At 73.2% G+C, this 21080-nt stretch carries 16 protein-coding genes; 12 read left to right on the top strand and 4 right to left on the bottom strand.

Features of this window, described 5'->3' with window-relative positions; translation table 11 throughout:
- Positions 1–74 precede the first annotated feature (74 nt).
- Positions 75–2822, bottom strand: coding sequence for a pyruvate dehydrogenase (acetyl-transferring), homodimeric type (gene aceE, locus V2S66_RS17490; protein WP_330796467.1), 2748 nt, complete (start codon positions 2820–2822; stop codon positions 75–77).
- Positions 2823–3234: 412 nt separating this feature from the next.
- Between aceE and V2S66_RS17485 the strand changes: the two genes are divergently transcribed.
- The 6 genes from V2S66_RS17485 to V2S66_RS17460 all read left to right on the top strand — a co-directional run bounded on the left by V2S66_RS17485 (position 3235) and on the right by V2S66_RS17460 (position 7742).
- Positions 3235–3675 carry a DUF3052 domain-containing protein gene (locus V2S66_RS17485; RefSeq protein ID WP_330796465.1) on the top strand — a complete coding sequence of 147 codons (441 nt, stop codon included), beginning with the start codon at positions 3235–3237 and terminating at the stop codon, positions 3673–3675.
- A 239-nt stretch (positions 3676–3914) separates the two neighbouring features.
- Positions 3915–4373, top strand: coding sequence for a peroxiredoxin (locus V2S66_RS17480; RefSeq protein ID WP_330796463.1), 459 nt, complete (start codon positions 3915–3917; stop codon positions 4371–4373).
- Between the two features lie 84 nt (positions 4374–4457).
- The gene (locus tag V2S66_RS17475) at positions 4458–5033 is read left to right on the top strand and encodes a TerD family protein (RefSeq protein WP_330796462.1); all 576 of its coding nucleotides are present in this window, start codon (positions 4458–4460) and stop codon (positions 5031–5033) included.
- Positions 5034–5091: 58 nt separating this feature from the next.
- On the top strand, positions 5092–5667 hold the full coding sequence (locus tag V2S66_RS17470; RefSeq protein WP_330796460.1) for a TerD family protein: 576 nt from the start codon (positions 5092–5094) through the stop codon (positions 5665–5667).
- Positions 5668–5729: 62 nt separating this feature from the next.
- Entirely contained in the window at positions 5730–6914 is a 1185-nt protein-coding gene (locus V2S66_RS17465) for a DUF475 domain-containing protein (RefSeq protein ID WP_330796458.1), read from the top strand.
- A gap of 96 nt (positions 6915–7010) precedes the next feature.
- Positions 7011–7742, top strand: a complete 732-nt coding sequence (locus tag V2S66_RS17460) for a TerD family protein (RefSeq protein ID WP_330796456.1) — start codon at positions 7011–7013, stop codon at positions 7740–7742.
- A 29-nt stretch (positions 7743–7771) separates the two neighbouring features.
- Here V2S66_RS17460 and V2S66_RS17455 read toward each other — a convergent pair whose 3' ends face one another.
- The gene (locus tag V2S66_RS17455) at positions 7772–8665 is read right to left on the bottom strand and encodes a TerD family protein (protein WP_330796455.1); all 894 of its coding nucleotides are present in this window, start codon (positions 8663–8665) and stop codon (positions 7772–7774) included.
- Positions 8666–8865: 200 nt separating this feature from the next.
- Here V2S66_RS17455 and V2S66_RS17450 point away from each other — a divergent pair, with 200 nt between their 5' ends.
- From V2S66_RS17450 to V2S66_RS17440, 3 genes are all read left to right on the top strand, one after another.
- Positions 8866–10038, top strand: a complete 1173-nt coding sequence (locus V2S66_RS17450) for an HpcH/HpaI aldolase/citrate lyase family protein (RefSeq protein WP_330796453.1) — start codon at positions 8866–8868, stop codon at positions 10036–10038.
- 82 nt (positions 10039–10120) lie between these two features.
- Positions 10121–12631: a phosphoribosyltransferase gene (locus V2S66_RS17445; RefSeq protein WP_330796451.1), complete on the top strand. Its 2511-nt coding sequence runs from the start codon at positions 10121–10123 to the stop codon at positions 12629–12631.
- A 26-nt stretch (positions 12632–12657) separates the two neighbouring features.
- The gene (locus V2S66_RS17440; protein ID WP_330796449.1) at positions 12658–13482 is read left to right on the top strand and encodes an HAD family hydrolase; all 825 of its coding nucleotides are present in this window, start codon (positions 12658–12660) and stop codon (positions 13480–13482) included.
- A gap of 102 nt (positions 13483–13584) precedes the next feature.
- On the opposite strand, the gene V2S66_RS17435 is transcribed toward V2S66_RS17440, so the two are convergent.
- Positions 13585–14235, bottom strand: coding sequence for a nucleoside/nucleotide kinase family protein (locus V2S66_RS17435; protein ID WP_330796447.1), 651 nt, complete (start codon positions 14233–14235; stop codon positions 13585–13587).
- 36 nt (positions 14236–14271) lie between these two features.
- On the opposite strand from V2S66_RS17435, the gene V2S66_RS17430 reads away from it, so the two are divergent.
- The 3 genes from V2S66_RS17430 to V2S66_RS17420 all read left to right on the top strand — a co-directional run bounded on the left by V2S66_RS17430 (position 14272) and on the right by V2S66_RS17420 (position 19793).
- Positions 14272–14931 carry an O-methyltransferase gene (locus V2S66_RS17430; RefSeq protein ID WP_330796445.1) on the top strand — a complete coding sequence of 220 codons (660 nt, stop codon included), beginning with the start codon at positions 14272–14274 and terminating at the stop codon, positions 14929–14931.
- 312 nt (positions 14932–15243) lie between these two features.
- Positions 15244–19512 (top strand): bifunctional nitrate reductase/sulfite reductase flavoprotein subunit alpha, encoded by a 4269-nt coding sequence (locus V2S66_RS17425; protein WP_330796443.1) that lies wholly within the window; start codon positions 15244–15246, stop codon positions 19510–19512.
- 65 nt (positions 19513–19577) lie between these two features.
- Positions 19578–19793 carry an FmdB family zinc ribbon protein gene (locus V2S66_RS17420; RefSeq protein ID WP_330796441.1) on the top strand — a complete coding sequence of 72 codons (216 nt, stop codon included), beginning with the start codon at positions 19578–19580 and terminating at the stop codon, positions 19791–19793.
- A 37-nt stretch (positions 19794–19830) separates the two neighbouring features.
- On the opposite strand, the gene V2S66_RS17415 is transcribed toward V2S66_RS17420, so the two are convergent.
- Positions 19831–21075, bottom strand: a complete 1245-nt coding sequence (locus V2S66_RS17415; RefSeq protein WP_330796439.1) for a coiled-coil domain-containing protein — start codon at positions 21073–21075, stop codon at positions 19831–19833.
- Between the last annotated feature and the right edge of the window lie 5 nt (positions 21076–21080).

Here is a 21080-nt window from a genome sequence, read left to right as displayed (position 1 = left end):
CGAGGATCACCCGTCCGGCGGGCGGGGCGGCCGGGGGCCCGGTGCGGAGGTCCGCACCGGCGTCCGGCCGCCGGTCAGGCGTCGCCGCCGGCGGCGCCGGGGTCCGCGGCCGCCACGTCCAGCAGCTGGTAGCGGTCCACCGCCTGCTTGAGCACCGAGCGGTCCACCTTGCCGTCGCGCGCCAGCTCGGTCAGCACCGCCAGCACGATCGACTCCGCGTCGATGTGGAAGAAACGGCGTGCCGCCCCGCGCGTGTCGGCGAAGCCGAAGCCGTCGGCGCCCAGCGAGGTGTAGCGGCCCGGCACCCAGCGGGAGATCTGGTCGGGGACCGACCGCATCCAGTCGGAGACCGCGACGAACGGGCCCTCGGCGGCGGCGAGCTTGCGCGTCACGTACGGGACGGCCTGCTCCTCCTCCGGGTGCAGCAGGTTGTGCTGCTCGACCGAGACGGCCTCGCGGCGCAGCTCGTTCCAGGACGTCGCGGACCACACGTCGGCCCGGACGTTCCACTGCTCGGCGAGGATCTGCTGCGCCTGCACCGCCCACGGCACCGCCACGCCGGACGCCATGATCTGCGCCGGGATGGCGCCGGCCGCGCCGGCGCTGATCCGGTGGATGCCCTTGAGGATGCCCTCGACGTCCACGTCGGCCGGCTCGGCCGGGTGCTGGATCGGCTCGTTGTAGACGGTCAGGTAGTAGAAGACGTCCTCGCCCGGCTGCCCGTCCGCGGTCTCGCCGTACATCCGGCGCAGGCCGTCCTGCATGATGTGCGCGATCTCGTACGCGTAGGCCGGGTCGTAGGCCACGCACGCCGGGTTGGTGGAGGCCAGCAGCTGGGAGTGGCCGTCCGCGTGCTGCAGGCCCTCGCCGGTCAGCGTGGTGCGGCCGGCGGTGGCGCCGAGCACGAAGCCGCGGGCCAGCTGGTCGGCCATCTGCCAGAACTGGTCGCCGGTGCGCTGGAAGCCGAACATCGAGTAGAAGACGTACACCGGGATCAGCGGCTCGCCGTGGGTGGCGTACGCCGAGCCCGCGGCGATCAGCGACGCCGTGCAGCCGGCCTCGGAGATGCCGTCGTGCAGCATCTGCCCGGTCGGCGACTCCTTGTACGCGAGCAGCAGCTCGCGGTCGACCGACTCGTACTGCTGGCCGAGCGGGTTGTAGATCTTGGCGCTCGGGAAGAAGGCGTCCATGCCGAAGGTGCGGTACTCGTCGGGGGCGATCAGCACGAACCGCTTGCCGATCTCCTTGTCCCGCATGACGTCCTTCAGCACCCGCACGAAGGCCATGGTGGTGGCGATCGACTGGGCGCCCGAGCCCTTCTTCGCGGTCGCGTACGTCTTCTCCGGCGGCAGCGGCAGGGGCTTGGCGCGGACCACCCGGGTGGGCACGTATCCACCGCACGCCTTGCGGTGGTCGTGCATGTACTGGATCTCCTCGGAGTTCCGGCCGGGGTGGTAGTACGGCGGGTAGCCCTCGTCGAGCTGCTTGTCGGTGATCGGCAGGTGCAGCCGGTCCCGGAAGCGCTTGAGGTCGTCGACCGTCAGCTTCTTCATCTGGTGGGTCGCGTTGCGGCCCTCGAAGTTCGGGCCGAGCGTCCAGCCCTTGATGGTCTGGGCGAGGATGACCGTCGGCTGGCCCTGGTGCTGCATCGCCGCGGTGTAGGCCGCGAAGACCTTGCGGTGGTCGTGGCCGCCGCGCCCGAGGTGCAGGATCTGCTCGTCGGTCATGTGCTCGACCATGGAGCGCAGCCGCTGGTCGTCGCCGAAGAAGTGCTCGCGGATGTACGCGCCGGTCTCGGTGGCGTACGTCTGGAACTGGCCGTCCGGGGTGGTGTTCATCTTGTTGACCAGCAGGCCGTCCCGGTCCTGGGCCAGCAGCGGGTCCCAGGAGCGGTCCCAGATCAGCTTGATCACGTTCCAGCCGGCGCCGCGGAACTGCGACTCCAGCTCCTGGATGATCTTGCCGTTGCCGCGGACCGGGCCGTCCAGGCGCTGGAGGTTGCAGTTCACCACGAAGGTCAGGTTGTCCAGGCCCTCGCGGGCGGCGATGGACAGCTGGCCGAGCGACTCGGGCTCGTCCATCTCGCCGTCGCCGAGGAACGCCCACACGTGCGAGGCGGAGGTGTCGGCGATGCCGCGGGCCTGCATGTAGCGGTTCATCCGGGCCTGGTAGATCGCGCCCAGCGGGCCCAGGCCCATGGACACGGTCGGGAACTCCCAGAAGTCCGGCATCAGCCGCGGGTGCGGGTAGCTGGACAGGCCGTGGGGCGCCTTGGACCTCTCCTGGCGGAAGGCGTCGAGCTGCGCCTCGGTCAGCCGGTCCAGCAGGAACGCGCGGGCGTAGATGCCGGGCGAGGCGTGGCCCTGGAAGAAGATCTGGTCGCCGCCGCGGCCGTCGTCCTTGCCACGGAAGAAGTGGTTGAAGCCCACGTCGTACAGCGACGCGGAGGAGGCGAAGGTCGCGATGTGGCCGCCGACGCCGATGCCGGGGCGCTGCGCGCGGGAGACCATCACCGCGGCGTTCCACCGGGTGGCGTTGAGGACCTTGCGCTCGATCTCCTCGTTGCCCGGGAAGAACGGCTCGTCCCTGGTGGCGATGGTGTTCACGTAGTCGGTGCTGCGCATCTCGGGCACCGCGACGCGCTTCTCGCGGGCGCGCTCGATGAGGCGCAGCATCAGGTAGCGGGCCCGCTCACGGCCGCGCTCGCCGATGGCCGCATCGAGCGAGTCGAGCCATTCCGCCGTCTCCTCGGGATCGAAATCCGGGACCTGGCTGGGAAGGCCGCCAATGATGATCGGGTTGCGATCGGATCCGGAAGCCACGCTGTTCCTTCGCTGCTCGTCAGTCGGTGTTCTGCTGGGTCACACCGCCTCCATCGTGTACCGCGGGCCCCGATACGTCATCTCTACCGGGCGGTAACTGCGGGCCGGTGGTGGCCGGTGACCGGCCGCGACGGTCGGCGGACGGCCGAACGAGAACTCTACGCCCCGCCGGGCGTGCGACAGCGCCCCGCCGGGCGCTGCCGCCAATCGTGCACAACACCGGCAAACCGGAGTGATCTGCGTCACCATGGTGAGTGCGGGTTGCGGGGAAGACGGGCGAATCATCACCGTTTCGGCGCTCTCGTACGCCGGGTACTTGCGCGATCCGCCCCGCCCGTGTGGACTACCGCCAATAACCCTGCACGCGCGGGGGCACACAGAGACCATGAGAACCCATGACAGGAGGCAGAGCGTGAGCGCGACCGCGGACCACGCGGAGGAGCGGACCAACCCGGCGAGCCGGCTTGGTTTCGAGCCCGGACAGGTGGTCCAGGAGCTCGGGTACGACGAGGACTGCGACCAGGAGCTTCGCGAGGGGATCGAGGAACTCACGGGTGAGGAGCTCGCCGACGAGGACTACGACGACGTGCCCGACGCCGTCCTGCTGTGGTTCCGCGAGGACGACGGCGACCTCACCGACGCGCTGGTCGACGCCACCTCGACGGTCGACCCCGGCGCCCCCATCTGGCTGATGACCCCGAAGACCGGGCGTGACGGCCACGTCGAGCCCAGCGAGATCGGCGAGGCCGCCCAGACCGCGGGCCTGGCGCAGACCAGCAGCGTCAACGCCGCCAAGGACTGGACCGGCAGCCGTCTGGTCACCCCGAAGGCGGCCCGCGCCGGCAAGCGATAACCCTCCGGGCCGGCGCCCGGACACCGCGCCGCGCCCGTACGCGCCCAGCCGGCGGTGCGCCACCGCGCCACGTCACGGCCTGCCGCTGTCGCGGGCCGTGGTGTGCCGTGGGCTGCCCGCTTCCGCCCGCCGGACCGCACGCGTGCGGCGGCACCGGACTGCGCGCGCGGCCGGCGGGACGGCCGCGGAACCGACGCGGCCCGGTGACGGCCGCACCCGTCCACGGAGGGAACGCAACCGTGCCCATCGTCCCCGGCGACCCCGCGCCGGACTTCACGCTCCCCGACCAGCACGGCCGGTCGGTGCGGCTCGGCGGGCTGCGCGGCGTGAAGAACGTCGTGCTGATGTTCTTCCCGTTCGCCTTCACCAGCGTCTGCAGCGGCGAGCTGCGCGAGGCGCAGGCAGAGCTGCCCCGGTTCCAGAACGACGACGTGCAGCTGCTCGCGGTCTCCTGCGACTCGCTGCACGCGCTGCGCGCGTTCAGCGACGCCGAAGGGCTCGACTTCCCGGTGCTCTCCGACTTCTGGCCGCACGGCGCCGCCTCCCGCGCGTACGGTGTCCTGGCCGAGGACAAGGGCTGCGCGCTGCGCGGCACCTTCGTGATCGACAAGCAGGGCACGGTCCGCTGGACCATCGTCAACGGCCTGCCCGACGCCAGGGAGCTGCAGGAGTACGCAAAGGCGATCGAAGCGCTGTAACCGCGAGGGAACCGGTCACTAAGCTCGGGACGTTGATCCGTGCAGTGAAGCCTGCACGGGCACCGAACGGACGGGAGTGGACTCGTGGGAGTCAGCCTCAGCAAGGGTGGCAACGTCTCGCTGACCAAGGAGGCGCCGAACCTCACCGCGGTCGTCGTCGGCCTGGGCTGGGACGCCAGGACCACCACCGGTTCGGACTTCGACCTCGACGCGAGCGCGCTGCTCACCGACGAGCAGGGCAAGGTCCTCTCCGACCAGCACTTCGTCTTCTTCAACAACCTGCGCAGCCCGGACGGTTCGGTCGAGCACACCGGCGACAACCTCACCGGCGAGGGCGAGGGCGACGACGAGGTGATCAACGTCAACCTGGCCGGCGTCCCGGCCGAGGTCGTCAAGATCGTCTTCCCGGTGTCCATCTACGAGGCCGAGTCCCGCCAGCAGAGCTTCGGCCAGGTCCGCAACGCCTACATCCGCGTGCTCAACGCGGCCGACCAGCGCGAGCTGGCCCGCTACGACCTGACCGAGGACGCCTCGACCGAGACCGCCATGGTCTTCGGCGAGCTCTACCGGCACGGCGGCGAGTGGAAGTTCCGGGCGATCGGCCAGGGGTACGCCTCCGGCCTGCGCGGCATCGCGCAGGACTTCGGCGTCAACGTCTGACACCCGCGCCGCCACCGCCTGACCTGCGAAACAGCCACTCGGGGAGGAAAGAACCACAATGGGCGTCACGCTCGCCAAGGGAGGCAACGTCTCCCTCTCGAAGGCCGCGCCGAATCTCACCCAGGTGCAGATCGGCCTGGGCTGGAGGGCCCGTTCGACCACCGGAGCCGACTTCGACCTGGACGCGAGCGCACTGCTGTGCGCCAACGGCCGGGTGCTGGGGGACGACTACTTCGTCTTCTACAACAACCTCAAGAGCCCGGAGGGCTCGGTCGAGCACACCGGTGACGAACTCGTCGGCGGCTCCGGCGGCGACGACGAGACGATCCTGGTCGACCTGACCACCGTCCCGGTCGCCGTCGACAAGATCGTCTTCCCGGTCTCCATCTACGAGGCCGACGCCCGCGTGCAGACCTTCGGCCAGGTCAGCGACGCCTACATCCGGGTGCTCAACCAGTCCGACGGCGCCGAACTGGCGCGGTACGACCTGACCGAGGACGCCTCGACCGAGACCGCGATGATCTTCGGCGAGCTCTACCGCTACAACGGCGAGTGGAAGTTCCGGGCGGTGGGTCAGGGGTACGCGTCCGGTCTGCGCGGCATCGCCCTAGACTTCGGGGTCAACGTTTCGTAAAGCCGCCTTCGCGCGGGGGACCCCTTGGCTCAAGGGTTCACAAGGGATTGGGTGGATAGCACGTGCTCCTCAGAACTTTCGGCTGGTCGCTCGGCATCACTGTCGCCGGCCTCGCCCTGGCCGCCTATGTCTGGGGGGCGAAAGGACTCGCGATCGTCGCGATCCTGTCCGTCCTGGAGATCTCGCTGTCCTTCGACAACGCGGTGATCAACGCGGGCATCCTGCGGAAGATGAACGCCTTCTGGCAGAAGATGTTCCTGACCGTGGGCGTGCTCATCGCCGTCTTCGGCATGCGGCTGGTCTTCCCGATCATCATCGTGGCGATCACCGCCAAGCTCAGCCCCTGGGAAGCGGTCCGGGTCGCGATCAACGACCACGACCGCTACGAGACCCTGGTCACCAACGCACACCCGGCGATCGCCGCCTTCGGTGGCATGTTCCTGCTGATGATCTTCCTCGACTTCATCTTCGAGGAGCGCGAGATCACCTGGCTGGGCTGGCTGGAGCGGCCGCTGGCCAAGCTCGGCAAGCTGGACATGCTCTCGGTGGCCATCGCGATGGTCGCCCTGGTCGTCGCCGCCACCACCGTGGCCACCGGCGTCCCGGTGCACGGCGGCCACGGCACCATCGACAAGGGCGAGACCGTGCTGCTCGCGGGCGTCGGCGGACTGATCACCTACCTCGTGGTCGGCGGCATCTCGGGCTACTTCGAGGAGCGCCTTGAGGAGGACGAGGACGAGGACGACGACGCGGCCGGGACCGGCGACGACGAGACCGGCGCCCTCGGCGCCCCGAACACCCCTGCGCGCGGCGGCGCCAGCGTCGTGCGGGCCGCGGGACTGGCCGGCAAGGCCGCGTTCTTCATGTTCCTGTACCTCGAAGTGATCGACGCGTCCTTCTCCTTCGACGGCGTCGTCGGCGCCTTCGCGATCAGCAACGACATCTTCCAGATCGCCCTGGGCCTGGGCATCGGCGCGATGTACATCAGGTCGCTGACCGTCTTCCTGGTCCGCAAGGGCACCCTGGACGACTACGTCTACCTGGAGCACGGCGCCCACTACGCGATCGGCGCGCTGGCCGTGATCCTGCTGGTCACGATCAAGTACGAGGTGAGCGAGGTCGTCACCGGCCTGGTCGGCGTTGTCCTGATCGCGGCCTCGTACTGGTCGTCGGTGGTACGCAACCGCCGGCTCGGGGAAGAATCACCTGCGTCGGACGACAAGGCGGAAGTCAGCTCCGGGGTCTGAGCACCGGCCCCGCGCAGCCCATGACGCTGCCCCCGCCGTCCGGCGGGGGCAGCGTCATGCGGGCCCGCAGTCGACGACAGGGGAGTTGAGGGGCAGATGGCCTGGTGGAGCTTCCTGCGGCCCAGCGGGGGCCAGCAGTTCGACGTGGCGAACACGCACACCGTCGAACTCACCCGGCGCCGCCCGGAGATCTCGCTGACCAAGCAGGGCGCCGCGGTCGGCAACATGCGGGTGAACCTGTCCTGGCAGATGCGCACCTCCGACACCGGCGGCTGGAGCACCGAGCGGCGCAGCTTCCTGCGCCGCCAGGTCGACGTGTTCAAGCCGCGTGTGGTGCAGGCCGCCGGGCCCGCGATGGTCAACGTCGACCTTGACCTGGCGTGCATGTACGAACTCACCGACGGCAGCAAGGGCGTGGTCCAGCCGCTCGGCAACTTCCTCGGCGACCTGGACGCCCCGCCGTGGATCCAGATGAGCGGCGACGACCGCTTCGGCGGCAGCTCGGGCGAGACGCTCTACATCAACTTCGACAAGCGCGAGGAGTTCAAGCGGCTGCTCGTCTTCGTCTACATCTACGACGGCACCCCGGCCTTCGACCGCACCCACGCCAAGGTGGAGATCTTCCCCGGCTCCGGCCCGCGGATCGAGATCCCGCTCACCGAGCGCGAGCCGCAGGCCCGCTCCTGCGCGGTGGTGCTGATCGAGAACCGCAAGGGCGAGCTGATGGTGCGGCGCGAGGTGAAGTACGTCTACGGCTTCCAGGCCGAGATCGACCGGCTCTACGGCTGGGGCCTGCAGTGGGGGCGCGGCTACAAGACGAAGGTCTGACCCGCCGACCCCGCGGCCGGCCCCGGGGGTCAGCGGCCCGGCTGGAACTGCGGGCCCTGCGGCGGCAGCGCGTACCCCTGCTCGGCCGGCGCCCCGGCCGGGACCGGGGCGGCGGCGACCGGCTGCGGGTACCCGTACGCGGGGTAGCCGTGCTGTGGCTGCTGGTGCACGGGCGCCGGGGCGGTGGGTGCCGTCAGGGCGGGCTCCGCGGCCTGCGTGGCGGCCACCGGCTGCGGGTAGCCGTACGCGGGCTGTGCGGGCACGTGCGCGGCGCTGGGAGCCTGCAGGGGGTAGCCGTAGGCGCTGGTGGGCGGGGGCTCAGGGGCGGCCGTGGCGGGCGCTGAGGCGGCGCGGCCCGAGTCCACCTCGCCGTCGTCCACCGCGATGCCGAACTCGGTGGCGAGCCCGACCAGCCCGGAGGCGTAGCCCTGGCCGAGCGCCCGGAACTTCCAGCCGGCGTCCTTGCGGTACAGCTCTCCGCAGTTCAGCGCGGTCTCGTGGCCGGTGTCGGGAGCGACCTCGAAGGTGAGCAGCGGCGCGGCCTGCGGGGGCGCGGCGGTGTCGAAGACGGTCAGTGTGAGGTCCTGGACCAGCCGGAAGGGGCCGCCGTCGCAGGAGGCGGCGATGACCACCCGGTCGACGGTGGGGTCCAGCGCCGCGAGGTCCACCTCGACGGTGTCGGTCAGGCCGCCGGGGACCCGCTTCTTGGGCAGGTGGCGGGCGAGGCCCGAGGGGTGCCGCGGCTCGTTGTAGAACACGAAGTCCGCGTCGGACCGCACCCGGCCGTCACGGCCGAGCAGCAGCACGGAGGCGTCCACGTCAGGGGCGCCGGGACCGGGGGTCCAGCGCAGAACCGCCCGCACGCCGGGAGCGTCCAGAGGGATGTTCATGCCCTTCACCATCACGTGCGTCATGCCGGTCATCCTGCCCTTGTCGCCGGGGGGCCCACAACACGCGGCCCCGGGGCCGGGCGCCGCGGGGGCGCCCCGGGGCGGTGGGACCGTCACGCGGTGGACCTGCCCCGGTTACCTGTTTTTCACGCGGGAAGGGAACCCCCATACCGAGGCCGCACGTACGATAATCGGCCAGACTTCATCAGGATCACTGACCCGAAAGGGGGCGTATGCGACACTTCGGACATCTCACTTCTGGTACCAGAAGTGAACTCTTCCACCGCGAGCCGCAGGAATTCACTGCCGACTCGGCCGCCCACACGCTCGCAACCGCCCTCGGTGCCACCCTGTACAGCCCGGCCACCCGCCCGCTGCTCGCCGACGACGTGATCAAGCAGGCGAGCCGCGGCGTGGTCTCCATGGTGCTGTGCCTGGAGGACTCCATCGACGATCGCGACGTCGTCGCAGGTGAGGCGAATCTGGTCCGCCAGTTCGCCGATCTCGCCGGGCGCCCGGAGTCCGCGCACGGGCTCCCGCTGCTCTTCGTCAGGGTCCGCACGCCCGCCCAGATCACCGACCTCGTCCAGCGTCTCGGCGCCACCGTCCGGCTGCTGTCCGGATTCGTACTTCCCAAATTCACCGAGGAGAGCGGCGTCCCCTTCCTGGAGGCCCTCAGCCGCGCCGAGGCGGCGTCCGGACGGCGGCTTTTCGCCATGCCGGTGCTGGAGTCGCCCACGCTGATGCACCTGGAGAGCCGGGTCGAGACGCTCTACGGCATATCGCGCACCGTCGACAAGTACCGCGACCGGGTGCTCGCTCTGCGCCTGGGCGTCACCGACTTCTGCTCCTCCTACGGGCTGCGCCGGGCCCCCGCGATGACCGCGTACGACGTGCAGATCGTCGCCTCGGTGATCGCCGACGTGGTCAACGTCCTCGGCCGCGCCGACGGCAGCGGCTTCACCGTCACCGGCCCGGTGTGGGAGTACTTCCGCCACCACGAGCGGATGTTCAAACCGCAACTGCGGCGCAGCCCCTTCACCCCCGAGGCCGAGGACCTGCGCGACGCGCTGATCGAACGCGACATGGACGGCCTGCTCCGCGAGATCGAGCTGGACCGGGCGAACGGCCTGCAGGGCAAGACCTGCATCCACCCCACCCATGTGCCGGTCGTGCACGCGCTGAGCGTCGTCACGCACGAGGAGTTCTGCGACGCCGGGGACATCCTGCACGAGGACCGCAGCGGCGGCGGGGTCCTGCGGTCGTCCTACACCAACAAGATGAACGAGGTGAAACCGCACCGCGCCTGGGCCGAGCGGACCATGCGGCGCGCGGAGGTCTTCGGCGTCGCCCGCGAGGAGATCGGCTTCGTGGAGCTGCTCGCCGCCAGCCTCCCGCAGTCCTGATCACTCCGGCTGACGGCTGACGCCGGCACCGGGCCGCACCCCCGTACCGCCCGACACGCTCCGACGAAGGAAACACCGCCCTATGGCAACGAAAGCGCCCTGGTCCGGCCAGTGGGTCGCCGACCGCCTGGGCGTCGCCCTGCACGGCGACGGCCAGGACGGCCCCGGCGGCCTGCACGAACTGCTGGGCCTCGCGCTGCGGCGCAACCCCAAGCGGGCGCACCTGCTGGTGTCCCACGTGCTGGGCAAGCACGTCCCGCAGCGGCCCGACGTCGTCTACGACGCCGGGCACGCGCTGGGCCTGCGCGTCCGCGAGCTGCTCGGCCCCGACGCCGACCGCGCGGTGGTCCTCGGCTACGCGGAGACCGCCACCGGACTCGGCCACACGGTCGCCGACGGCGTCGGCGCGGTGCCGTACCTGCACTCCACCCGCCGCGAGGTGCCCGGGGTGGCGCCCGGCGGCGGCTTTCAGGAGGAGCACAGCCACGCCACCGGGCACCTGCTGCTGCCCGAGGACCCGGCGCTGCTGACCGGGACCGGCCCGCTGGTACTGGTCGACGACGAGTTCTCCACCGGCACCACCGTCCTCAACACCCTCCGCGACCTGCACGCCCGCGCCCCGCGCGAGCGCTACACGGTGGTCGCGCTGACCGACATGCGCTCGGCCGCCGACCGCGCCCGGCTCGACGCCTTCGCCGCGGAGCTGGGCGCGCGCGTCGACGTCGTCGCGCTCGCCACCGGCACGGTGTCGCTGCCGGACGGGGTGCTGGCCGCGGGCCAGGCGCTCGTCGCGGCCCAGGAGGCCGCGGCCGCCCCCGCCGGCCCGGCGGCCGGCCCGGACGGCGCCGCCCCGGCGGTGCGGGTGGACCTCGGCTGGCCCGAGGGCCTGCCGGACGGCGGCCGGCACGGATTCCGGCCGGAGCACCGGCAGCGGCTGGAGGCGGCGCTGCCCGCCATGGCCGCGCGGCTCGCCGCCGCGGTGCCGGCCGGCGCCCGGCGCGTTCTCGTCCTCGGCAACGAGGAGCTGATGTACGCGCCGCTGCGGCTGGCCCAGGCGCTCCAGGCGGCCCTGGACGCGCGAGCTGCGGCGGACCTGTCCCCGGCCGGCGCGGGCGAGGCCGTCGACGGCGCGGGCCGCAGGCCCGAGGTGAGGTTCTCGACCACCACGCGGTCGCCGGTGCTGGCCGTTGACGAGCCCGGCTACGCGATCCGCAGCGCGATCCTCTTCGCGGCGCACGACGAGCCGGCCGACGGGGGCTCCGCCGACCGCTACGCGTACAACGTGGCCGGGGCCGGCTTCGACGCCGTCGTGTGCGTCGTGGACTCCGCGGGCGACACCCCCGCGCTGCACGCGGCCGGCGGCCTGCTCGCCGCGCTCGCCGCGCACACGCCGGCCGTGCTGCTCGCCGCCGTCCCCTCGTACCGACCCCGAACGAAAGGGCTCCCCCCGAGCATGAGCGAGCCGCTGCGCGGACCCGACTTCTCCTCCTACGAGGCCGAGGAGGTGGGCTGGCTGCTGAAGGACCTCTCCGAGGTCGAACTGGAGGCGCCCACCGAGGAGCGCGAGGAGGCCATCCAGCACGGCGGCGCGCACTACGCCGAGTCGCTGCCGGTGGAGTACCAGCCGAGCGCCGCCTACCAGGAGCTGTTCCACAGCGCCCTGCGCGCCTCCGCGGAGCGCGTCGCCCGCGCGGTCGGCACGGTCACCGAACTCGTGCTGGCCGACCGCGGGCCCGACGCCGTCCTGGTCTCCCTGGCCAGGGCCGGCACCCCGGTCGGCGTCCTCATGCGCCGCTGGGCGCGGCACGCGCACGGCCTGGACCTGCCGCACTACGCGGTGTCGATCGTCCGCGGCCGCGGCATCGACCGCAACGCGCTGCGCTGGCTCGCCGCCCACCACGACCCCACCGCCGTGATGTTCGTCGACGGCTGGACCGGCAAGGGCGCGATCACCCGCGAACTGGCCGAGGCCGTCGCGGACTTCCCCGGCTTCGACCCGGAGATCGCGGTGCTCGCCGACCCCGGCGGCTGCGTCTCCACCTACGGCACCCGCGACGACTTCCTGATCCCCTCCGCGTGCCTCAACTCCACCGTCTCCGGCCTCATCTCGCGCACCGTGCTGCGCGAGGGACTGATCGGCCCCGACGACTTCCACGGCGCGAAGTTCTACCGCGACCTGAAGTCCGCCGACCTGTCCGGGGTCTTCCTCGACACCGTCACCGACGCGTTCGCGCAGGCCAACCGGGGGGTGCGCGAGGACGTCAAGGCGCTGCAGGCGCAGGACCGTTCGCCGACCTGGGAGGGCTGGGCCGCGGTCGAGCGGATCAGCGAGGAGTACGGCATCGGCGACGTCAACCTGGTCAAGCCCGGCGTCGGCGAGACCACCCGGGTGCTGCTGCGCCGCGTCCCCTGGAAGATCCTCGCCCAGCGCGGCGCGGGCGCGGACCTGGACCACGTGCGGCTGCTCGCCGAGCAGCGCGGGGTGCCCGTCGAGGAGGTCGACGGGCTGCCGTACTCCTGCGTCGGCCTGATCCACCCCCGCTACACGCGCGGCGCGACCGGCGCCGCGGGCACGGCGGTGACCGCGCCGTGACCCGCCCCTCGAAGCCCCTGGCCGCGATGAGCCGCACGCTGGTCGCCAGCGACCTGGACCGCACCCTCATCTACTCCACCGCCGCGCTCGCGCTGACCATGCCCGACGAGCACGCGCCGCGGCTGCTGTGCGTCGAGGTGCACGAGGCCAGGCCGCTGTCGTACATGACCGAGACGGCCGGCCGGCTGCTGGTCGAACTCGCCGACACGGTGCGGTTCGTGCCGACCACCACCAGGACGCGCAAGCAGTACCGCAGGATCAGCCTGCCGTGCCGCCAGCCGCGCTACGCGATCTGCGCGAACGGCGGCCACCTGCTGGTGGACGGCCGCACCGACCACGACTGGAACGTCGAGATGCGCCGCCGTCTCGAGGACGGCTCGGCGCCGCTGGAGGAGATCCGCGCGCACCTCGCGGCCACCGCGGACCCCGAGTGGCTGCGCAAGGAACGCGTCGCCGAGGACCTCTTCGCCTACCTCGTCGTCGACCGCGAGCGGCTCCCCGAGGGCTGGGTCAAGAACCTCGCGGAGTGGGCGGAGCCGCGCGGCTGGACGGTGTCCCTGCAGGGCCGCAAGATCTACGCGGTGCCCAGGCCGCTCAGCAAGAGCGCGGCGCTCGCCGAGGTGGTCCGCAGGACCGGCGTCGAGCAGGTCCTGGCGGCGGGGGACTCCCTGCTCGACGTCGACCTGCTGCTCGCCGCGGACGCCGGCTGGACCCCCGGCCACGGCGAACTCGCCGACACCGGCTGGACCGCGCCGCACGTCAGCGCGCTCGGCGCGGGGGGCGTGGCGGCCGGGGAGGAGATCCTGCGGCGCATGCTGGTGCGGACGTCCGCGGACGGCATCCCGGCGTAGCGGCTCCGCCGGGGGGCGGGTGCGGCCGGCGGCGCGGGTGCGTCGCGGGGTGGCGGGTGCGTGGTGGCTGGTCGCGCAGTTCCCCGCGTTCCCTTGCGGGGGCTAGGGGGCGTCGGTCCAGGTGTCGTCGGGGGTGGGGACGAGGATGCGGGTGCAGTGGGCGCGGGTGCGTTCGACGCGGCTGGCGTTGGGGCGCTCGCTCGCGGCGATGAAGGCCCGCGCCTCGGACTCGGTGCGGCCACCGCGGACGTGCCGCCGCAGCAGCCGGTGCTCGCGCAGCGCGAGGGGCGCGTCCACGTACCAGAGGTCGTCGAGCAGGTCGCGGACCTCGGCCCAGCCGGGGCCGTCGTCCGCCAGGTAGTTGCCCTCGGTGAGGATGAGGCGCGCGGCGGGCGGCACCACCAGGCCCGCCGCCACCGGCTCGTCCAGCCGGCGGTCGAAGTCCGGCGCGTAGACGGGCCGTTCGCGGTCGGTCCGCAGCCGCCGCAGCAGCTGCACGTAGCCGTCCACGTCGAAGGTCTCCGGCGCTCCCTTGCGGCCGCGCAGGCCGAGCCGGTCCAGCTGCGCGTTCGACAGGTGGAAGCCGTCCATCGGGACGTACGCCGCGGTGTCCGGGCCGAGCCGCTCCAGGACCCCGGCCACCAGCTTCCGCGCCAGCGTGGACTTCCCCGCCGCGGGCGCGCCCGCCACCCCCAGCAGCACTCTGCGGCCTGGAATGCTGGGCACCAAGGCGACCGCGTCATCGACGAGCATCTCGTCACCCTAAACGCCCGACCCGGGAGTGGACCCTTGTACGAGACGAAGAACCCGCAGCTCACGCCCGAGCTGTACCAGTACGTCCTCGATCACAACCCGCCGCTCGGCCCCGCCCAGCGGAACCTGGTCGAGACCACCCACCGCGCGCTGCCCGACGCCGCGGGGCTCCAGACGGCGCAGGAGCAGGGGCCGCTGCTGTCCTTCCTGGTCACCCTGACCGGCGCGCGGCAGATCGTGGAGGTCGGCACCTTCACCGGCTTCTCCACCCTGTCCATGGCGCTTGCGCTGCCCGAGGACGGCCGGATCATCGCCTGCGACGTCTCCGAGGAGTGGACCGCCGTCGGCCGCCGCGCCTGGGCCGAGGCCGGCGTCGCGGACCGGATCGACCTGCGGATCGCGCCGGCGCTGGAGACGCTGCGGGCGCTGCCCGAGGACCGGTGGCTCGACCTGGCCTTCCTCGACGCCGACAAGGGCGGCTACGTCGACTACTGGGAGGAGCTGGTGCCGCGGCTGCGCCCCGGCGGTCTGCTGATCGCCGACAACACCCTCTTCCACGGCGAGGTCACCGACCCGGCGGCCGGCGGCGGCGCGGCGGCGATCCGCGCGTTCAACGCGCACGTGGACGCCGACGACCGCGTCGACCACGTGCTGCTCACCGTCGCGGACGGCCTCACCCTGGCCCGCCGCAGGTAGCCAGGCCCGGGGACCTGACGGAGACCGCCGCGGGCGCTGCGGCCCCGCCGGGCCCGCGGGTTACGCTCCCGGCATGCGACGTCAGAAGGCGTACCGGCCGCCCGCGGGACCCCTCCCCGCGGGCGGCGCGCACCCGCTCCTCACACCGGCCCGCCGCGCGGTGTGTGCGCCGCTTAACCCCTGCCGCCGGGCCGGCGTGACGGCCGCGTAACGGCGCCTCCGTACTGTCGGAGCCGTCGGACCGGGACCATCACCTCACGAGACGACCTCCCGACGAGATCACCGCCGCCGCAACGACACAGGGGGCCGCTCGTGACCACGACCACCCGGGTACGCACGGTCTGCTCGTACTGCGGTGTCGGCTGCGGCCTGGTCCTCGACGTGGGACCGGGGCCCGACGGCCGACCCGCCGTGCTCAAGGCGTCCGGCGACCGCGACCACCCCGCCAACCGCGGCCGGCTCTGCACCAAGGGCGCCACCACCGCCGACATGCTCGCCGCGCCCGGCCGGCTGACCACCGCGCTGGTCAGGGCGGAGCGCGGCGCCCCGGCAGAACCGGCCCCCGTCGCCGAGACCATCGCCGCCACCGGGCGCCGGCTGCGCGCGATCGTCGACGAACACGGCCCGGACGCCGTGGCGCTCTACGTGTCGGGCCAACTCGGCCTGGAGGCCCAGTACCTGGCGAACAAGCTCGCGAAGGGCTTTATCGGCACCCACCAGATCGAGTCCAACTCCCGCCTGTGCATGGCCAGCGCGGGCAGCGGCTACAAGCTGTCGCTCGGCGCGGACGGCCCGCCCGGCTCCTACGACGACCTGGACAGCGCCGACGTCTTCCTGGTCATCGGCTCCAACATGGCGGACTGCCACCCGATCCTGTTCCTGCGCATGATGGACCGGGTGAAGGCGGGCGCGAAGCTCATCGTCGTCGACCCGCGGCGCACCGCGACCGCGGAGCGGGCCGACCTCTTCCTGCAGATTCGCCCCGGCACCGATCTCGCCCTGCTCAACGGCCTGTTGCACCTGCTGCACGCCGAGGGCCGCACCGACGAGGACTTCATCGCGCGGCACACCGAGGGCTGGGAGGCGATGCCCGGTTTCCTCGCCGACTACCCGCCGGACGCCGTCGCCGCGGTCACCGGCCTGCCCGAGGCCGGCATCCGCGCCGCGGCCCGCATGATCGGCGAGGCCGCCGAGTGGACCAGCTGCTGGACGATGGGCCTCAACCAGTCGACGCACGGCACCTGGAACACCAACGCGCTGATCAACCTGCACCTGGCCACCGGCGCGATCTGCCGCCCCGGCAGCGGCCCGTTCTCGCTCACCGGCCAGCCCAACGCCATGGGCGGCCGCGAGATGGGCTACATGGGACCGGGGTTGCCCGGTCAGCGGTCCGTACTGGCCGAGGGGGACCGCGCGTTCACCGAGCGGCTCTGGGGGCTGCCGGCCGGCGCGATACGCGAGGACGGCTCCGGCCGCGGCACCGTCGACCTCTTCCGCCGGATGGCCGGCGGCGAGATCCGCGCCTGCTGGATCATCTGCACCAACCCGGTCGCGTCGGTGGCCAACCGCGGCACCGTCGTCGAGGCGCTGGCCGCCGCCGAACTCGTCATCACCCAGGACGCGTTCGCCGCCACCGAGACCAACGCGCACGCCGACGTGGTGCTGCCGGGCGCGCTGTGGACCGAGGGCGACGGCGTCCTGGTCAACAGCGAACGCGGCGTCACCCTCGCCCGCAAGGCCGTCGAGCCGCCGGGCGAGGCGCTGCCCGACTGGCGGATCATCGCCGACATGGCCCGCGCCATGGGCTACGGAGCCGCCTTCGACTACGCCGGGCCCGAGGACGTCTTCGAGGAGATCCGGCAGGCCGCGAACCCCGCCACCGGCTACGACCTGAGCGGCGTGTCGTACCAGCGGCTGCGCGAGGGACCCGTGCAGTGGCCGGCCGCGCCGGACGGCCCGGAGCGCAACCCGATCCGCTACCGCACCGAGGACGGCGCACTGCGCTTCCCCACCCCGCACGGGCGCGCGGTCTTCCACGCCCGGCCGCACGTGCCGCCCGCCGAGATGCCCGACGACGACTTCCCCTACGTCCTCAACACCGGCCGGGTGCAGCACCAGTGGCACACCCTGACCAAGACCGGCCGCGTCGCCAAGCTGAACAAGCTCAACCCCGGCCCCTTCCTTGAGCTCCACCCCGGGGACGCCGCCGCGCTCGGCATCGGCGAGGGCGACCGGGTGGCGGTCGCCTCCCGGCGCGGCCGCGCGGTGCTGCCCGCCGTCCTCACCGACCGGGTACGCCCCGGCTGCTGCTTCGCGCCCTTCCACTGGAGCGACCTCTTCGGCGAGGAGTTCAGCGTCAACGCGGTCACCAGCGACGCGGTCGACCCGGTGTCGTTCCAGCCCGAGTTCAAGGTGTGCGCGGTCGCGCTGACGCGGGTCGGCGCCGCCGAGGAGACGCGGCGGGAGGCCGCCGGGCCGGCGCCGGGCGCGCGGCAGGACCGGTCCGCGGGGAGCGCCGCCGCCGTACCGACCGGGGTGGTGGTGCTGCCCGCGCCCGCCGGGGCCGACCCGGCCGGGACTCCGGTCCTGGCCGGTGCGGGCGCGGGCGCGGGTGCGGCGGCGGGTGCGACGGGGGGCGCGGGGGCCGCGGTCTTCGGGCTTGACCCGGCTCCCGCGCCGCCGCGGCTGGCCGAGCACGAACGGCGCTACCTCGCCGGCTTCCTGGCCGGCCTCGAACCCGGGCTGCGCGGGGTGCCGGTGCTCCCGGCGAGCGCGCCCTTCAGCGCGGAGCACGCGCTGTGGGTCAACGGCGTGCTGGCGGGCATGTACTCGCGCACCGAGGAGCCGCCCGCGCTCACCGCGGCCGCCCCGGCGCCCGCCCCCGCTCCCGCGCGGCAGATCCTCGTCCTGTGGGCCTCGCAGACCGGCAACGCCGAGGAGTTCGCGGGCGTCGCCACGCAGAAGCTGACCGCCGGCGGCCACCGCGCCTCCCTCGTCGCGATGGACGACATCACGCCGGACCTGCTGCCGCCCGACGCCGACCTGCTCGTGGTCACCAGCACGTTCGGCGACGGCGACGCGCCCGACAACGGCGACGCCTTCTGGACCGCGCTCGCCGCCGCCGACGCGCCCCGGCTCGACCGGGTCAGGTACGCGGTCCTCGCGCTCGGCGACTCCTCCTACGCCGACTTCTGCGGCCACGGCCGCCGCGTGGACGAACGGCTCGCCGCACTGGGCGCGGTCCGGCTGGCCCCGCGCACCGACTGCGAGCCCGACGCGGCGGACGCCGCCGCGCAGTGGCTGGACCTGGTGCTCGCCGCGCTCGGCCGGGAGCCGGAGGCCGTACCCGGGACCGGCGCGGGGGCGGAGCCCGTGGCGCAGGCCGTTCCGCCGGCGCAGCCGGACGCCCAGCGCCCGAGTCGGGTCCCGACCCGGCTCGCGGGCCCGGCGGCCGCCGCGCCGACCCGCGCCCGGGCCACCGCGCGGCTCGTCGGCAACCGCCTGCTGAGCCTGCCCGGCGCGGCCAAGGAGGTCCGCCGCTTCACCTTCGACACTCGGGACAGCGAGGTCCCGTTCAGCTACGGCGCGGGCGACGCGCTGGCCGTGCACCCGGTCAACTCCGCCTCCCTGGTGGCCGAATGGCTGGCCGCCACCGGCATCGACCCGCAGGCGCCGGTACCGGTGCGCGGCGTCGGCGAGGTGCCGTTCCACGAGGCGCTCCACCGCCACCTCGACATCACCCGGATCACACCCGGCCTGCTGCGCTTCGTGGCCGAGCGCAACCACGACCGGTTCCTGCGCAAGCTGCTGCGGCCGGACAACACGGACGAGCTGGCGCGCTGGTCCTGGGGCCGGCAGGCGGTCGACGTGATCACCGCGTACCCCGTCGCGGGCTGCGCGGCCGGCTGGACCGAGGTGCTGCCCGCGCTCCAGCCGCGGCTGTACTCGATCTCCTCCAGCCCGCTCGGCGACCCCCACCTGGTCTCGCTCACGGTGTCGGTGGTCCGCTACGAGAGCCCGGACGGCCGGCCGCGGGCCGGCGTGTGCTCGCCGTTCCTCGCCGACGCCGACCTGGGCACGGCGGTGCCGGTCCACCTCCGGCGCACCCGGCACTTCAGGCCGCCCGCAGACCCCGCCACGCCCATGGTCATGATCGGCCCCGGCACCGGGATCGCCCCCTTCCTCGGCTTCCTCGACGAGCGCCGCGCGCAGGGCCACCCCGGCCCGAACTGGCTCTTCTTCGGCGAGCAGCACCGCGCGACCGACTTCTACTACCGCGAGGAGCTGACCGCCCTCCTCGACCAGGGCGTGCTCACCCGGCTGGACACCGCCTTCTCCCGCGACCAGCGGGCGAAGGTCTACGTCCAGGACCGGATGCGCGAGCACGGCCCGCTGCTGTGGTCCTGGCTCGCCGGCGGCGCCCACGTCTACGTCTGCGGCGACGCGTCCCGGATGGCCAAGGACGTCGACGGCGCGCTGCGGGACATCGCCATGGCGCACGGCGGGCTCGGGCAGGACGCGGCGGCGGCGTACGTCAAGCAGCTGGCCGCCGAGCGGCGCTACGTCAGGGACGTCTACTGACGTCCGCTGCCGTCGGGTGACGGGTTTCGCCGGGCGCCGGGACGGGCTGCCGATACGCTGGGGCCATGCCCCGTTACGAGTACCGCTGCAAGGCGTGCGGCACCACCTTCGAGATGCGCCGCCCGATGTCCCAGTCCGATGCCCCCGCGCCGTGCCCGCAGGGCCACGACGACACGGTGAAGCTGCTCTCCACCGTCGCGGTCGGCAGCTCCGCCCCGGCCCCCGCGCCCTCGGGCGGCGGTGGCGGTGGCGGCTGCTGCGGAGGCGGCTGCTGCAGCTGAGCCGAGGCCGCGGCGAGGCCACTGCCCGGGGCCGGCGTCAGCGGCCCTGGGCGCGCTCTTCCCTGATGTTCGCCACGACGCGGTTCGCGGTCTCGCGCACCGCCGCGGTCTCGGTGAGGAACGCCCAGTAGTCCGGGTGGCGGCCTTCGAGGCCGGCCAGCGCGCTGTCCAGCCGGGCCACCGCCTCGTCCAGCGGGCGGGCGTGCCGCGGCTCCGGCGTCGTACGTCCCTGCATGGCAAGCCGCTGGGCGTCCCTGATCACGAAGCGGGTCTTCTCGACCTCCGCCTTCGGATCCTTGCGGACCTCCTTCAGCCGCCGCAGCCGGTCGCCCGCCGCGCCCACCGCGCCGTCCACGTCGTCCATCAGCGCGCGCACCGTCGCCAGCCGGGCGGTCGCGTCCGCCCAGCGCTGCCCGTCCCGGGCCGCGCGGGCCTCGGCGAGCGCGCTCTCCGCCTGCCGTACCGCCTGCGCGGCCTGCTCGGGCACCTGCTGGAGGTCCTGCCAGCACGCCGCGGAGAAACCGCGGCGCAGCTCGCTCAGCACCGGCGTGACGCCCTCCGCCCGGGTGCCCAGCGCCTGGACCCGGGTGCGCAGCGACACCAGCCGCTTGTCGATCTCCTGGGCGCGCTCCGGCAGCCGCTCCGCCTCGGCCCTGACCGCCTCCGCCTCGCGGCGCATCTCGTCGGCGCGCTGCACGGTCTGCTGGACGCCGTGCTTGCTCGCGCCCTCGTTCAGCCGGGTCAGCTCGGGGGCGAGCGCGGCCAGCCGGGCGGCGAGGTCGTCCGCCTTCAGCCCGGCGGCGCGGGCCGCGTCCAGCGCGTTGCTCGCCGCGAGCAGCGACTGCTTGGCGCGCTCACGGGCCGGCGCGAGCCGCGCGAGCTGCGTCTCGGCCTTGCCGAGCAGCGGGGTCAGCGAGGACTGGAAGCGCTCCAGCTCCCCTTTGACGTTCACCAGCTCGTCCTTGGCCCGGGTCAGCTCGGCGCGGGCGCGGGAGGCGGCGGTGTGGTCCAGTTCGTCGCGGTCGATGTCATGGGCGTCGACGGTGGCGATGTACGCCGCGCTGACCTGGTCGATCCGCTCGCCCAGCGCCCGGAAGGAGCCGAGGGCGCGGCGCGCCTCGGGGGAGTCGTCGACCGCGGCGATCGTCTCGATGGAGATCTCCAGGTCGCGCTGCGCGGTGTCCAGCTCGTAGAACGCCTGTGCGGCCGCGTCCTTGGCGGCCTGTGCCTCGGCGCGCAGATTGTCGTCGCCGCGCCGCCACCACGAACGTGCCGTCGTCACCGTGA

Origin of the sequence: Actinacidiphila polyblastidii, from assembly GCF_036353415.1 — a bacterium.
Classification (GTDB): Bacteria; Actinomycetota; Actinomycetes; order Streptomycetales; family Streptomycetaceae; genus Actinacidiphila; species Actinacidiphila polyblastidii.
The sequence above is the reverse complement of the archived record's forward strand: the minus strand, read 5'-3'. Positions and strand labels throughout refer to the sequence as shown.